This window comes from Microbacterium arborescens, from assembly GCF_049707515.1.
In the GTDB taxonomy this organism is placed as follows: domain Bacteria; phylum Actinomycetota; class Actinomycetes; order Actinomycetales; family Microbacteriaceae; genus Microbacterium; species Microbacterium arborescens_B.
Genome location: NZ_JBNAFI010000003.1, coordinates 52,065 through 66,397, shown reverse-complemented (window position 1 = coordinate 66,397; position 14,333 = coordinate 52,065). Strand labels below are relative to the sequence as shown.

15 protein-coding genes and 2 tRNA genes are annotated in these 14,333 nt (G+C 67.0%); 11 read left to right on the top strand and 6 right to left on the bottom strand.

Features of this window, described 5'->3' with window-relative positions; translation table 11 throughout:
* Positions 1 to 3: 3 nt before the first annotated feature.
* From yidD to rpmH, 3 genes are read right to left on the bottom strand one after another with little or no spacing between them, the layout of a single operon-like run.
* Entirely contained in the window at positions 4 to 360 is a 357-nt protein-coding gene (gene yidD / locus ACPYN5_RS07285) for a membrane protein insertion efficiency factor YidD (protein WP_424448315.1), read from the bottom strand.
* Positions 357 to 695 (bottom strand): ribonuclease P protein component, encoded by a 339-nt coding sequence (rnpA, locus tag ACPYN5_RS07280; RefSeq protein ID WP_424448314.1) that lies wholly within the window; start codon positions 693 to 695, stop codon positions 357 to 359. Before rnpA ends, yidD begins: the two co-directional genes overlap by 4 nt.
* Positions 696 to 708: 13 nt before the next feature.
* Entirely contained in the window at positions 709 to 846 is a 138-nt protein-coding gene (gene rpmH / locus ACPYN5_RS07275) for a 50S ribosomal protein L34 (protein ID WP_036304730.1), read from the bottom strand.
* Between the two features lie 394 nt (positions 847 to 1,240).
* On the opposite strand from rpmH, the gene dnaA reads away from it, so the two are divergent.
* From dnaA to ACPYN5_RS07230, 9 genes are all read left to right on the top strand, one after another.
* Complete coding sequence (gene dnaA / locus ACPYN5_RS07270) at positions 1,241 to 2,566, top strand: chromosomal replication initiator protein DnaA (RefSeq protein ID WP_424448690.1); 1,326 nt, start codon at positions 1,241 to 1,243, stop codon at positions 2,564 to 2,566.
* 422 nt (positions 2,567 to 2,988) lie between these two features.
* Positions 2,989 to 4,128, top strand: a complete 1,140-nt coding sequence (gene dnaN / locus ACPYN5_RS07265) for a DNA polymerase III subunit beta (RefSeq protein WP_424448313.1) — start codon at positions 2,989 to 2,991, stop codon at positions 4,126 to 4,128.
* 61 nt (positions 4,129 to 4,189) lie between these two features.
* Complete coding sequence (gene recF, locus ACPYN5_RS07260; protein ID WP_424448312.1) at positions 4,190 to 5,359, top strand: DNA replication/repair protein RecF; 1,170 nt, start codon at positions 4,190 to 4,192, stop codon at positions 5,357 to 5,359.
* On the top strand, positions 5,346 to 5,834 hold the full coding sequence (locus ACPYN5_RS07255; protein ID WP_424448311.1) for a DciA family protein: 489 nt from the start codon (positions 5,346 to 5,348) through the stop codon (positions 5,832 to 5,834). The genes recF and ACPYN5_RS07255 overlap by 14 nt, the downstream gene beginning before the upstream one ends.
* 123 nt (positions 5,835 to 5,957) lie before the next feature.
* Positions 5,958 to 8,015 carry a DNA topoisomerase (ATP-hydrolyzing) subunit B gene (gene gyrB / locus ACPYN5_RS07250; protein WP_424448310.1) on the top strand — a complete coding sequence of 686 codons (2,058 nt, stop codon included), beginning with the start codon at positions 5,958 to 5,960 and terminating at the stop codon, positions 8,013 to 8,015.
* 32 nt (positions 8,016 to 8,047) lie between these two features.
* On the top strand, positions 8,048 to 10,627 hold the full coding sequence (gene gyrA / locus ACPYN5_RS07245) for a DNA gyrase subunit A (RefSeq protein ID WP_424448309.1): 2,580 nt from the start codon (positions 8,048 to 8,050) through the stop codon (positions 10,625 to 10,627).
* Positions 10,624 to 11,028, top strand: coding sequence for a DUF3566 domain-containing protein (locus ACPYN5_RS07240; protein WP_424448308.1), 405 nt, complete (start codon positions 10,624 to 10,626; stop codon positions 11,026 to 11,028). Before gyrA ends, ACPYN5_RS07240 begins: the two co-directional genes overlap by 4 nt.
* Before the next feature lie 61 nt (positions 11,029 to 11,089).
* Positions 11,090 to 11,163: transfer RNA gene (locus ACPYN5_RS07235), tRNA-Ile, on the top strand.
* A gap of 14 nt (positions 11,164 to 11,177) precedes the next feature.
* A tRNA-Ala gene (locus ACPYN5_RS07230) sits at positions 11,178 to 11,250 on the top strand.
* Positions 11,251 to 11,340: 90 nt separating this feature from the next.
* On the opposite strand, the gene ACPYN5_RS07225 is transcribed toward ACPYN5_RS07230, so the two are convergent.
* Together ACPYN5_RS07225 and ACPYN5_RS07220 are read right to left on the bottom strand one after the other, a co-directional pair.
* Entirely contained in the window at positions 11,341 to 11,826 is a 486-nt protein-coding gene (locus ACPYN5_RS07225) for an aminoacyl-tRNA deacylase (protein ID WP_424448307.1), read from the bottom strand.
* 5 nt (positions 11,827 to 11,831) lie between these two features.
* Positions 11,832 to 12,410 carry a DNA helicase gene (locus ACPYN5_RS07220; protein ID WP_424448306.1) on the bottom strand — a complete coding sequence of 193 codons (579 nt, stop codon included), beginning with the start codon at positions 12,408 to 12,410 and terminating at the stop codon, positions 11,832 to 11,834.
* A 92-nt stretch (positions 12,411 to 12,502) separates the two neighbouring features.
* Here ACPYN5_RS07220 and ACPYN5_RS07215 point away from each other — a divergent pair, with 92 nt between their 5' ends.
* Together ACPYN5_RS07215 and ACPYN5_RS07210 are read left to right on the top strand one after the other, a co-directional pair.
* Positions 12,503 to 13,060 carry a peptidylprolyl isomerase gene (locus tag ACPYN5_RS07215; RefSeq protein ID WP_424448305.1) on the top strand — a complete coding sequence of 186 codons (558 nt, stop codon included), beginning with the start codon at positions 12,503 to 12,505 and terminating at the stop codon, positions 13,058 to 13,060.
* A 7-nt stretch (positions 13,061 to 13,067) separates the two neighbouring features.
* The gene (locus ACPYN5_RS07210; protein WP_424448304.1) at positions 13,068 to 13,967 is read left to right on the top strand and encodes a rhomboid family intramembrane serine protease; all 900 of its coding nucleotides are present in this window, start codon (positions 13,068 to 13,070) and stop codon (positions 13,965 to 13,967) included.
* A 75-nt stretch (positions 13,968 to 14,042) separates the two neighbouring features.
* Here the strand turns inward: ACPYN5_RS07210 and ACPYN5_RS07205 are convergent, their stop codons facing one another.
* Complete coding sequence (locus ACPYN5_RS07205) at positions 14,043 to 14,282, bottom strand: cell division protein CrgA (RefSeq protein WP_023953414.1); 240 nt, start codon at positions 14,280 to 14,282, stop codon at positions 14,043 to 14,045.
* Between the last annotated feature and the right edge of the window lie 51 nt (positions 14,283 to 14,333).

Here is a 14,333-nt window from a genome sequence, read left to right as displayed (position 1 = left end):
GGATCAGTCCTTTCTCGGCGGCACGACGAAGCCGTGCCTGGTCAGGGTGTGGCGGAAGTCCCGATGGGCGGGAACGTCGTCGACGCCCCCTTCTGCCCAGGGGTGGCAGCGGGCGAGCCGGGTCGCGGCGAGAGCGGAGCCCTTGACGAGTCCGTGCTGCTGCACCGCACCGACCGCGTAGGCGGAACAGCTCGGGTAGTACTTGCAGACGTCGCCGTAGAGCGGCGACACCACGGATCGGTACGCATGAAGCAGAGCGATCCCGGCATTGCGCGGCGCGAGCGGCACGGCGCGGAGAACGGATGCCGCGTCGAGGCGACCCTCACCGACGGACGCGGTCGGCAGCGTCGACCAGCTCATACCGCCGCACGTCGTCGCAGACACCGCTCCACCTCGTCTCTCAGATCGGCGAAATCCGAGCGCGCCGCGGACGGCAGTGCTCGGATGACGATGTCGGCGCCCTCGCGGACGTCGGGAAGAGCCTGTGCGCAAACGGCCTTCAGCCGTCGGCGCACTGAGTTGCGCACGACGGCTGAACCGACTTGCTTGCTGACGATGAAACCGAAGCGGGGAGCCCGGTCGGCACCGGTGGACACAACGTAGGTCACGGTGTGCGCACCGGCACAGCGAGCACCCCCGCGGACGACGGCCTTGTAATCCGCCCCGCGCGTGATCCGGTTTCCGCGCGCCAGCACAGAAGAGGGTGTGTCAGGCCGAAAGCTCGGTGCGGCCCTTGCCGCGGCGAGCCGACAGGATGGCGCGGCCGGCGCGAGTGCGCATGCGGGCGCGGAAGCCGTGCTTCTTGGCGCGGCGGCGGTTGTTGGGCTGGAACGTGCGCTTGCTCATAGGGATCACTCCGGATCGGCGGTCACCGGAACGCTTCAGACCGGGGACACGGGTACAGGACTGCCCTCGCGGGCATAAGTCAACCGACTAAGGGTACGTCGCGATTTCCTGTAACTCAAACCGAAGCGATGGGAACCCGCAATTATCCACCGCTGTACACAGGCCCTGGCGGCGACACGCGGGCCGGAACTACAGTGGATTTGGCGGTCTCGTCGCCGCATGACTAGCGTGTCACGGGCAGTTATCCACAGCTATCCCCAGATCGGCGCGAAGCTGTGTGGACAAGCATCGATCATCCGCGGGGGAACTCTTGGCTCAGCACGATCTCCCGGACGTACCGGTGTGGAACGCGGTCCTCGACCTGCTCGCCGACGATGACCGGGTGACCCCGCAGATGCAGGGATTCCTCAGTCTCGCGGTCGCGCAGGGCGTGATGGGCGGAACCCTCTACCTCGACGTCCCCAACGACCTCACCGCGGCGCAGCTGAACAAGCGCCTGCGCCAGCCGATCATGGAGGCGCTCGCGCACGTCCATGTCGATCCGGGCGCCTCGAGCTACCGCGTCGTGGTCAACCCCGAGCTCGCCGACGCCCACCTGACGGCCCCGCTCCCCGTGCAGTCCGCGGCGGCCCCCGCCCCGCTCCGGCCCGCGGGCGAGGAGTACGTCGAAGCCCCGGCCTCCGCGTCGCGGCACGACACACGACTGAACCCGAAGTACACCTTCGACAACTTCGTCATCGGGCAGTCCAACCGCTTCGCTCATGCCGCAGCCGTCGCTGTCGCCGAAGCACCGGCGAAGGCGTACAACCCGCTGTTCATCTACGGCGACTCCGGCCTCGGCAAGACGCACCTCCTCCACGCGATCGGCGACTACGCGCTCAACCTGTACACCGGCATCCGTGTGCGGTACGTCTCGAGCGAGGAGTTCACGAACGACTTCATCAACTCGATCGCCAACAACCGCGGCTCCGCCTTCCAGGCGCGGTACCGCGAGGTCGACATCCTGCTGATCGACGACATCCAGTTCCTGCAGGGTCGCGCCGAGACGCAGGAGGCGTTCTTCCACACCTTCAACACCCTCCACGACCACGACAAGCAGGTCGTGATCACCAGCGACGTGCCGCCCCGTCACCTCACCGGTTTCGAGGACCGCATGCGCAGTCGCTTCGAGTGGGGCCTCATCACCGACGTCCAGGCCCCCGACCTCGAGACCCGCATCGCGATCCTGCGCAAGAAGGCCCAGTCCGAGCGGCTGCTCGTGCCCGACGACGTGCTCGAGTACATCGCCACGAAGGTGTCGTCGAACATCCGCGAGCTCGAGGGCGCGCTCATCCGTGTTTCGGCGTTCGCGAGCCTCAACCGCTCGAACCTCGACATCTCGCTCGCTCAGACGGTTCTGCGCGACATCGTCGATCAGGATGACGCGAACGTCATCTCCCCCACCGACATCATCACCGCGACGGCGCAGTACTTCCGGCTGTCGGTCGATGATCTGTACGGGTCCAGCCGGTCGCAGGCGGTGGCCACCGCTCGCCAGATCGCGATGTACCTGTGCCGCGAGCGCACGAGCCTGTCGCTTCCCAAGATCGGCCAGCTCTTCGGCAACCGCGACCACACCACCGTGATGTACGCGTACAAGAAGATCAGCGAGCTCATGAAAGAGCGGCGCTCGATCTACAACCAGGTCTCCGAGATCACCTCGCAGCTCGGCCGGCGCTGACCCCGCGCCCGCAATGCCGCGCTCTCGACGCCCAGCTTGACAGCGCGTCGACGACGCCCGATCATGCCGTTCTGCACAGTGTGGAAAACCTGTGGATAACTTCGCTTCGGCGTCGAACAGTTGTGAACGAATCACACATCGCCTGTGGAGCGCCAGCGGAACGGCCTCGTCGAGCGCACCGTGTCATCCCACGGTCGTCCGCAGTCGGCTCACAAGTTACAAACGTGTGGTTCCCGTGTCTCGACTGACCTCGCGCCAGTTGTCCACAGTTTCCACAGCGGAGATGAAGAAGACAGTTACATCTAGAGAATTTGCGATTCGATCACCGTGACGGCGAACGGACCGGTCGGAACGGTGCTTCGGGAACGGCTCGACTTGGGCACTAGCATGGGAGAGCTTTCATCCACGACAAGGGAGCGCCAGTGAAGTTCCAGGTCAATCGCGACGTCTTCAGCGAGGCTGTGTCGTTCGTCGTGAAGCTCCTCCCCCAGCGCAACCCCCAGCCGATCCTGGCGGGTGTGCTCATCGAAGCGACCGACAACGGGCTCTCGCTCTCGGCATTCGACTACGAGGCTTCAGCACGAACCACGATCGAGGCGACGATCGACGAGCCGGGCACGATCCTCGTGCACGGACGCCTGCTCTCGGAGATCGCCAGCCGCCTGCCGAACGCGCCGATCCAGATCGCCGTCGACGACGACGGCATCCTGCTCACTTGCGGGTCCGCGCGATTCACGCTGGCGTCGATGCCGGTTCAGGAATATCCCGCCATTCCCGAGGTCTCGGGTGAGTCAGGTGTCGTTCCCGCCGAAGACTTCGCGACCGCGATCGCGCAGGTCGCCTTCGCCGCCTCGCGCGACGACGTCACGCCGGTGCTCACCGGTGTCCAGCTCGAGGTGACCGGCACGCAACTGAGCCTCGTCGCCACCGACCGCTACCGCGTCGCGCTGCGCGACATCCCGTTCGACAGCGGCATCGCCGCCGACGAGAACACGACCACCGCACTCGTCCCGGCTCGTACGCTCACCGAGGTCGGCAAGACCTTCGCGCACTCCGGTGACATCACCGTGTCGTTCTCAGGATCCGGCGATCGCGAGATCATCGCCTTCACCGCCGGCAACAAGACGGTCACGTCGCTGCTGATCAAGGGCAACTTCCCGCCCGTGCGGCGACTGTTCCCCGAGGCGACGGAGCACCACGCCGTCGTCAACACCGGCGAGCTGATCGAGGCCGTCCGCCGCGTGGCCCTCGTGCTCGATCGTTCGGCGCCGCTGCGTTTCACCTTCGGTCCCGAAGGGGTGTCGATGGATGCCTCCGGCACTGAGCAGGCTCGCGCGACCGAGTCGGTCGACGCGACGCTCACGGGCGAGGAGGTCGTCATCGGTCTGAACCCCCAGTACCTGCTCGAGGCTCTCGCGGCGGTCAAGAGCGAGTTCACGCGGGTGACGTTCACCTCGAGCGAGAACGCGAACAAGCTCAGCCCGATCCTCATCACCCCGCAGACCTCGGGCGGCGTGGAGTCCTTCAAGTACCTGCTGCAGCCGAACCTCCTCCTCCGCTGATCGTCACCGGAGCGCGGCCACCTCGCGTGGCGCTGTCGGAGACGAGAACTAGGGTGATCTGATGATCGTGGAGCAGTTGAGCCTGGTGGACTTCCGCAACTACGCGGCCGCCGAGCTCTCCCTCGCTCCCGGAGCGAACGTCTTCGTCGGGCGCAACGGCCAGGGCAAGACGAATCTCGCCGAGGCGATCGGCTACTTCGCAACGCTCGGCTCCCACCGGGTCTCGCAGGACGCCCCCATGGTGCGCGATGGGGCGGATGCTGCTTTCGTCCGCGCGCGCCTCGCCCACGGTCAGCGTCGGGTGCAGCTCGAAGCCCAGCTGAATCGAACGGGGTCGAACAAGGCGCGGGTCAACGGCTCACCGGTGCGCACCGCGGAACTCCCCCGCTACGCCCAGGTGGTGCTCTTCGCGCCGGAGGACCTGCAGATCGTCCGGGGTGATCCGTCGGCGCGTCGACGGTTCGCCGATCAACTGCTCATCCAGCGGGCTCCGCGCCTCGCCGGCGTCCTCGCCGATTACGACCGCGTACTGAAGCAGCGCAACGCATTGCTGAAGTCGGCTCGTGCCCGCGGGGTCCGGGGCGAGGGCCTGTCGACGCTGGAGGTCTGGGACGACAAGCTCGTCGCCCTCGGAACCGACGTCATCCGCGCCCGTCTGCGACTCGCGGCCGAACTCGCCGGTCCCGTGGCCCGCGCCTACACGGCGATAGCCGGCGCCGACCACCGGCCGCAGCTGCAGTGGGCGCTCTCGGTCGGCGGTGCCGATCCCGAGGAGGACGACTCGCCGAGCGACGCGGGGGTCGCCGACGCCGCTGCGATCGAACAGCTCTTCCGTACCGCCCTCGCCGACCGCCGCAGCGCGGAGCTGGACCGCGGCATCACGCTCGTCGGGCCCCACCGTGACGATCTGATCCTGCGCATCCGCGATCTTCCGGTGAAGGGCTACGCCTCGCACGGCGAGTCGTGGTCGGTCGCCCTCTCGCTCCGGCTCGCGTCGGCCGAGCTCCTACGCGCGGAATCGACGCTCGGAGATCCCATCGTCATCCTCGACGACGTCTTCGCCGAGCTCGACGCGGATCGGCGGGCGCGACTGGCGGGCATCGTCGCCGATTACGAACAGGTGATCGTGACGGCTGCGGTCGCCGAAGACGTGCCGCTCGAACTGCGCGCCCGCACCGTACGCGTCGAGGCGGGCACCCTGCACGAGGAAGACACCGATGCTCCCCTCTGACGAGGCACCCGAGACGATCGCGACGTATCTGCGGCTGCGCGGGCTCGAGCCGTCGGGCCGGTGGAAGAACCGGCGACGCAGCCGCACCGACGACGACGAGAACCAGCCGTTCACCTCGGGCCGTGACCCGAAAGGGCTCGGCGACGTCATCGCCGACCTCACGCGGCAGGCCGGCTGGGATGCGCAGCTGTCGCGAGAGGATCTTGTGCTGCGCTGGGCGGAGGTGGCCGGCGAGGAGACGGCTCGTCACGCATCCCCCGTCGCCCTGGCGGACGGTGTCCTCACCGTGCAGTGCGACTCGACGGCCTGGGCGAAGAACCTCCACATCATGCGGACGGCCATCACGACTCAGCTGGTGAAAGCGTTTCCGCAGTCGGGGGTGCAGTCGGTGCGTTTCGTAGGCCCGGACGTCCCCTCCTGGAAATGGGGCCCCAGAGCCGTTCCAGGCCGTGGCCCTCGCGATACCTACGGATGAGCCACGTCCCCAGTCATCGAATCCGACTTTCGTTCGCCATACGGGCGCTGAGGCCCGCGCGCGAGCGCGCGAAAGGGTAGACTGGGCGGGACCGACCGAACCGATGTGGAGCGCTCGAAACCTATGACGTCTCAGAATTCCGACAGCGTTCCCGAAGACCCCGAAACCCCCGAAACGGCCGAGACGACTCCGGCCAAGGTGCCCAACGAGTACGGCGCGGATGCAATCCAGGTGCTCGAAGGCCTCGAGGCGGTTCGCAAGCGTCCGGGAATGTACATCGGATCGACGGGCGAGCGCGGCCTGCACCACCTCGTCTACGAGATCGTCGACAACGCGGTGGACGAGGCCCTCGCCGGCTACTGCGACACGATCCACGTGACGATCCTCGAAGACGGCGCGCTCCGCGTGATCGACAACGGTCGCGGCATCCCGGTCGATCCCCACGCCTCGGACCCCACGAAGTCGACCGTCGAGGTCGTCCTCACGGTCCTTCACGCCGGCGGCAAGTTCGGCGGCGGCGGGTACGCGGTCTCGGGTGGACTGCACGGCGTCGGCTCGTCGGTCGTCAACGCGCTGTCCACGCGGTTCGAGGTCGAGATCAAGCGTCAGGGATCGGTGTGGCGCCAGACCTTCGCCGACGGCGGCAAGCCGCAGGCGCCGCTCGCGAAGGGTGAGGACAGCGACGAGACCGGGACGACGGTCACCTTCTGGCCCGACGGCGACATCTTCGAGACGACCGCCTTCGACTACGACACCCTGCGCACGCGCTTCCAGCAGACGGCCTTCCTCAACAAGGGGCTGCGCATCACCCTCACCGACGAGCGTCCGGAGGCGTCTGTCGTCGTCGACCTCGACGAGGGCGGTTCCGAGGCGCGGCAGCGCCGCGACGACTTCCTCTACGAGCGCGGACTCGTCGACTACGTCGAGTACCTCAACAAGCTGCGCAAGACCGAGGTGGTCAACGACGAGATCATCGAGATCGAGTCCGAAGACACCGTGCGCCACATCTCGCTCGAGCTCGCGATGCAGTGGACCACGAGCTACACCGAGAACGTCTTCACCTTCGCCAACACCATCAACACCCACGAGGGCGGTACCCACGAAGAGGGCTTCCGGGCCGCGCTGACGACGCGCGTCAACGCGTACGCGCGCGACAAGGGGCTGCTCAAGGAGAAGGACGACAACCTCACCGGCGACGACATCCGCGAGGGCCTGACGGCCGTGATCTCGGTGAAGCTGTCCGAGCCGCAGTTCGAGGGTCAGACCAAGACGAAGCTCGGCAACACCGAGGCGAAGGCGTTCGTGCAGAAGATCGTGGGCGATCAGCTCACCGATTGGCTCGACCGCAACCCGGCGCAGGCCAAGCGCGTGATCATGAAGGCCGTGGATGCCGCGACCGCGCGGCTCGCGGCCCGCAAGGCTCGTGAGACGGCCCGCCGCAAGAGCGTGTTCGAGTCGGCATCGATGCCCGACAAGCTCAAGGACTGCACGAGCAAGGACCCCTCGATCTCGGAGATCTTCCTCGTCGAGGGAGACTCCGCCGGCGGCTCGGCCGTGCGCGGCCGAGACCCCGAGACGCAGGCGATCCTGTCGCTGCGCGGCAAGGTGCTCAACGTCGAGAAGGCGCGGCTGGACCGCGCCCTCGGCAACAACGAGATCCAGGCGATCATCTCGGCGTTCGGAACGGGCATCGGCGAGGACTTCGCCGTCCAGAAGGCCCGCTACCACAAGATCGTCCTCATGGCCGATGCCGACGTCGACGGCCAGCACATCACGACGCTGCTGCTGACCCTGCTGTTCCGCTACATGCGCGGACTGATCGAGGCGGGCTACGTCTACCTCGCGATGCCGCCGCTGTACCGGCTCAAGTGGACCAACGCCGAGCACGAGTACGTCTTCAGCGACAAGGAGCGCGATGCGCTCCTGGCCGAGGGTCTCGCCAACGGCAAGCGCATCCCGAAGGAATCCGGCATCCAGCGCTACAAGGGCCTCGGCGAGATGAACCCGAAGGAGCTGTGGGAGACCACGATGGACCACAGCACCCGCACCCTGCGCCAGGTGACGATCGACGACGCGGCCGCGGCCGACGAGATCTTCTCGGTGCTCATGGGCGAGGACGTCGAGTCCCGCCGCACCTTCATCCAGCGCAACGCCAAGGACGTCCGCTTCCTCGACATCTGATCGAGCCGGCGACATCGAGAAACTGAGAACGCATGTCTGACGAAGAACGTCCCGACCTCACGCCTGCCCACAACCACGGCAACATCGATCAGGTCGACCTCCAGGTCGAGATGCAGCGGAGCTACCTCGACTACGCGATGAGCGTGATCGTGGGGCGGGCGCTCCCCCGCGTCGAAGACGGCCTCAAGCCCGTGCACCGCCGCGTCATCTACGGCATGTACGACGGCGGCTACCGTCCCGACAAGAGCTACTCGAAGTGCGCTCGCGTCGTCGGCGAGGTCATGGGTCAGTACCACCCGCACGGTGACAGCGCGATCTACGACGCGCTCGTGCGTCTCGTGCAGCCCTGGTCGCTGCGCTACCCGCTGGCCGACGGTCAGGGCAACTTCGGCTCGCCCGGCAACCAGGGTGCGGCGGCGCCGCGATACACCGAGACCAAGATGGCCGCGCTCGCCATGGAGATGGTCCGCGACATCGACGAGGACACCGTCGACTTCGAGGACAACTACGACGGCAAGACGCAGGAGCCCGTCGTCCTGCCCTCGCGATTCCCGAACCTCCTCGTCAACGGCTCGGTCGGTATCGCGGTCGGCATGGCCACCAACATCCCGCCGCACAACCTGCGCGAGGTCGCCGAGGGAGCTCTCTGGTCTCTCGAGAACCCGGATGCCTCGCGCGAAGAGCTGCTCGAAGCGCTGATGTCGCGCATCCACGGCCCCGACTTCCCCACCGGCGCGCAGATCCTCGGAACCAAGGGCATCCGCGAGGCCTACCGCACGGGCCGCGGTTCGATCACGATGCGCGCGGTCATCGAGGTCGAGGAGATCCAGGGCCGTAACTGCCTCGTGATCACCGAGCTGCCCTACCAGGTCAACCCCGACAACGTGGCGCTGAAGATCCGAGATCTCGCCCGCGACGGCAAGATCACCGGCATCGCCGACATCCGCGACGAGACGAGCGACCGCACCGGTCAGCGCCTCGTGGTCGTGCTCAAGCGCGATGCCGTCGCGAAGGTCGTGCTGAACAACCTGTACAAGCACACGCAGCTGCAGGAGAACTTCGGCGCCAACATGCTGGCGATCGTCGACGGCGTGCCCCGCACCCTGCCCCTCGACGGCTTCATCTCGCACTGGATCACCCACCAGATCGAGGTCATCGTCCGGCGCACCCGCTACCGCCTCAACGAGGCGGAGAAGCGCATGCACATCCTGCGCGGCTACCTCAAGGCGCTCGACGCGCTCGACGAGGTCATCGCGCTCATCCGTCGCTCGCCGACCGTCGACGAGGCGCGCGAGGGACTGAAGAGCCTGCTCGACATCGACGAGGTGCAGGCGGATGCCATCCTCTCGATGCAGCTGCGACGCCTGGCCGCCCTCGAGCGCCAGAAGATCATCGACGAGGCGAACGAGCTCGAGCTGAAGATCGCCGACCTCAACGACATCCTCGACACGCCGAGCCGCCAGCGCACGATCATCGCCGAGGAGCTCACCGCGATCGTCGACAAGTACGGCGACGAGCGGCGCACGCACATCCTGCACGGCTTCGACGGCGACATGTCGATGGAAGACCTCATCCCCGAAGAGGAGATGGTGGTCACCGTCACCCGTGACGGCTACATCAAGCGCACACGCAGCGACAACTACCGGTCGCAGCACCGCGGCGGCAAGGGCGTGAAGGGTGCGCAGCTGCGCGCCGACGACGTCGTCGAGCACTTCTTCGTGACGACCACGCACCACTGGCTGCTCTTCTTCACCACGAAGGGCCGCGTCTACCGCACCAAGGCGTACGAGCTGCCCGAGGCCGGCCGGGACGCGAAGGGCCAGCACGTCGCGAACCTCCTCGCGCTTCAGCCCGGTGAAGAGATCGCGCAGATCCTCGACATCCGCGACTACGCCGCGGCGCAGTACCTCGTGCTCGCCACGCGCGACGGCAAGGTCAAGAAGACGGCCCTGACGGAGTACGACACGAACCGTCAGGGCGGTGTCATCGCCATCCGACTGCGCGGTCAGGAGGACGAGACCGGCGGTGACGAGCTCGTCAGCGCCCTGCTCGTCGACGAGGGCGACGACATCCTGCTCATCACCCGCAAGGGGATGTCGCTGCGCTTCTCGGCCACCGATGACGCGCTGCGCCCGATGGGACGCTCGACCGAGGGCGTCAAGGGCATCTCGTTCCGCGACGACGACAGCCTGCTCTCAGCGTCCGTCGCGCGCACCGAGGGGTACGTGTTCGTCGTCACGGACGGCGGCTACGCCAAGCGCACCTCCGTCGACCAGTACCGCACGCAGAGCCGCGGTGGCCTGGGCATCAAGGTCGCCAAGCTGAACGACGATCGCGGCGTGCTCGCGGGCGGTCTCATCGTCTCCGAGACCGACGAGGTCCTCGTGGTTCTTGCCAGCGGCAAGGTGGTACGCTCCTCCGTGGCCGAGGTCCCGGCCAAGGGTCGCGACACCATGGGCGTCGTCTTCGCCCGGTTCGGTGACGACGACCGCATCCTCGCCATCGCCCGAAACGGTGAGCGGGGACTGACCGAAGACGCGGCATCCGAGGATGCCCCCGCCCCGGATGCCCCCACGTCCGCGGATACCGAAGAGAGTGGTTCTGACGCATGAGCACGGTCGCCGACAAACTCGCCAAGAAGTCCACGAGCAAGACCAGCGCCAAGCAGGTGCGCCTGCGCCTCGTGTACGTCGACTTCTGGTCGGCCGTGAAGCTGTCGTTCCTCGCGGCTGTCGCGCTGGCCATCGTGACGATCGTCGCGACCTTCCTCGTGTTCATGGTGCTCAGCACGACGGGTCTCATCAACCGGGTGGACGAGCTGTTCGTGGCGTTCTCCAACGGCGACTTCTCGATCACGCAGTTCCTGAACCTGCCGCAGGTGATGGCGTTCGCGGCGATCGTGGCCATCCTCAACCTCATCGTCATCACGGTGCTCGGCGCGGTCGTCGCCGGCATCTACAACGTGATGGTCAAGGTCACCGGCGGTCTGCTCGTCGGCTTCACCTCCAATTAGTAGATTCCCGGATTCTCGGGTAAAGTCTTGGAGGTTGCCGGCGCGTGAAGCGCGTCGGTACGGGGCTATAGCTCAGGCGGTTAGAGCGCTTCACTGATAATGAAGAGGTCCCAGGTTCAAGTCCTGGTAGCCCCACCCCGAACCCCCTCGGGGCCTTAGCTCAGCTGGTAGAGCGCCTGCTTTGCAAGCAGGATGTCAGGAGTTCGAATCTCCTAGGCTCCACGAACAGAACGCCGGTACTCCTCGGAGCACCGGCGTTTTCGTCGTCTGCGTCAGACGGCTTCGTGGCGTCGGACGGCTCGGGGGAGGGGATCAGCGGGCGCGGTGCTCGGTGATGTCGGCGACGGTCGCGCTGTAGGCCTCGATGAGGGCGTCGGCGTCGACGAAGAGGCTGTAGCCGTGTGCGCCCGCGCCCATGGCGATCCGGCGCCCGACGATCGACGCGTCGGCGTACACGGGCCATTCGGTGGTGCTGCCGATCGGGACGATCGTGCCGCGCTCGTAGCCGGTCGCCGCGAGGGCGAGCTCGGGTTCCGGCAGCCGCAGCTTGTTCACGCCGACGAGCGCGCGGAGCTTCGGCCAGGAGATCACCCGGTCGCCGGGCACGAGGGCGAACAGGTAGGTGTCGTCGCTGCGTTTGACGACGAGGGTCTTCACGATGTCGTCGGGCGCGAGACCGAGCAGAGCGGCGGCCTCGTCGAGGCTCGCGGCGTCGGGCCGCGGTCGCACGACGACATCGAGCCCACGCTCGGCCGCCGCGAGGCGGACCCGAGACGTGGGCTCGAGATCTTCAGTCATCCGATTCAGGCGTCGGGAGCGCGCAGCGGGTCGTCGGCAACCCACAGCTCGTCGTCGGCACGGAGCGTCTGCCATGCGGCGTAGAGCACGCCGGCAGCGGCGGCGACACCGAGGATGAGGGCGATGACGCCGCCGGCGCCACGCTTCTTCTTGGGCTCGGGCAGCGCGGCGCGCGACTGGAACTTCTTGGTCGCCACCTTGCCGTACTTGGCGGCCTTCTTCTTCACCGCCGAGAGGTCGAGGTCGACGCCGCGGCCGTGCGCGATGCGCTCACGGGTGTCGTTCGCGGCATCCCAGACCGACAGAGCGCCGCCGACGACAGCACCCGCGGCGGGGATGAGCGCGCCGTTGTAGACCTTGCGGGTCGCGCGCACGCTCTTGTCGACGTACGGCGCGGCATACTGCTCATACGTGTGCTGAACGGCGGGCTTGACGTGCTCGCGGTTGTAGTGGCCCAGCTGGTGGCCGGCGTCGCGTGCGACGTTGGCGGCCTCTCCCATCAGGACCTGCTGCGACTCCCACAGGGTGTTCGCCTGCTTCTGGAGCTTGCGGAGTTGCTTCTTGCGCTTGCGGCTGAGGCTCACGTGGGCCCTCCCTGCATCGTGGGACGTTTCCCCTCATCTTGCCAGAGAGCGCCCCAGCCAGCAGGGCATTGACAGGTGCGAGAATGGCAGACATGCCTCAGCACACTGCAGTAGCGACGATCCACACCAACCACGGCGACATCGTCGTCAACCTTTTCGGCGACCAGGCGCCGCGCACGGTCAAGAACTTCATCGGCCTCTCGGACGGCACGGGGGAGTGGACCGACCCCGCCACGGGCCGGCCGGGCCAGGGCGCGCTCTACTCCGACGTCATCTTCCACCGCATCATCCCGAACTTCATGATCCAGGGCGGCGACCCCCTCGGACAGGGCATCGGCGGACCCGGATACAACTTCGACGACGAGATCAGCCCCGAGCTCGACTTCCAGAAGCCCTACATCCTCGCGATGGCGAACGCCGGTCTCCGCCGCAACGCCATCACCGGCAAGGCTGAGGGAACGAACGGCTCGCAGTTCTTCATCACGACCGACCCCACGCCCTGGCTCCAGGGCAAGCACACGATCTTCGGCGAGGTCGCCGACGACGCCTCGCGCCAGGTCGTCGACACGATCGCCGCGGTCAAGACCGGCGCGCAGGACCGCCCGGTCGACCCCGTGGTCATCTCGTCGATCGACGTCGCGGCGGTCTGAGCGGTACGTGAGCGCGTCCGAGCTGCGGAGCAACCCCGACAACTTCTGTTACCGGCATCCCGACCGGCAGAGCTTCGTTCTCTGCCAACGCTGCCTGCGCACCATCTGCGCGGAATGCCAGACCCAGATGCCCGTCGGCGTGATCTGCCCCGAATGTCTGCGTGATCAGCAGAAGAACTCGGACGCGCCGCGTCCCCGCCGCACCCCGCGCATCCTGCGCGCGGTGCGTTCCGACGACTCCCGCCCGCTGGTGACCTACGGCATCATCGGCGTGACCTTCTTCGCGTTCGTCGTCGGGCTGATTCCCGGCGTCGGTCGCGCGGTGCAGGGGATGCTGGCGCTGTTCCCGCCGGCGCTGTACCCGGAGTTCACCGGGGTGTTCCAGCCGTGGCGCCTCTTCACGGTGCTGCTCGTCCACGGCGGCTTCTGGCATGTCGGACTGAACATGCTCGCGCTGTGGATGCTGGGCCGCAGCCTCGAGCCGATGCTCGGCCGCGCCCGCTTCCTCTGGCTCTATCTGCTCAGCGGCCTCGGCGGCTCCGTCGCCGTCGTCCTTTTCGGATTCGGCTCGACGGTCGTCGGAGCGTCGGGTGCCATCTTCGGCCTGTTCGGAGCGCTCCTGGTGATCGGTCGCCACATCGGTGCGAACATCACCGGAATAGCCGTGGTGTTGGGCATCAACCTGGTGATCACGTTCCTGCCGGTGCTCCTGAGCGGGCTCGGCGGAGGCGGCGGTGTCCAGGTCTCGTGGCAGGCCCATGTCGGCGGACTGGCGGTGGGTGCGCTGGTCGGCTACATCTTCGCGCGCACTCGGACGATCCGGCGGCGGCGGCTTCAGGTCTGGTTGCTCGGCGCCACCGCAGCGGGACTGATCGCCCTGCTGGCGGTGCCGCTCGCGTTGTACTGACCGAAGTTATCCACAGCTCTATCCCCAGGTGGGGATGGAATCACACCGGTGTGATTCGTTCTTGTGGAGAACGGTTCAGCGCCACCGCGTCGTCATCAGGAAGCCCACGAACGCGATGCCGAACCCGATCACGAGGTTCCACCCGCCGATGCCCGGCACGGGAAGCGTGGAGTTGCTGAGATAGAAGACGAGCACCCACACGAGTCCGATGAGCATCAGACCCAGCATGATCGGCTTGAACCAGACCGGGTTAGGTGCGTCATCCGCGGGGCGTCGTTCCACGGTCGGGTCGTCGTGGTCGCTCGAAGATGCCATGGAAGAATCCTAGCTGTCGGGTTCGCATCATCCCCGGCGGCTAAACTCGCC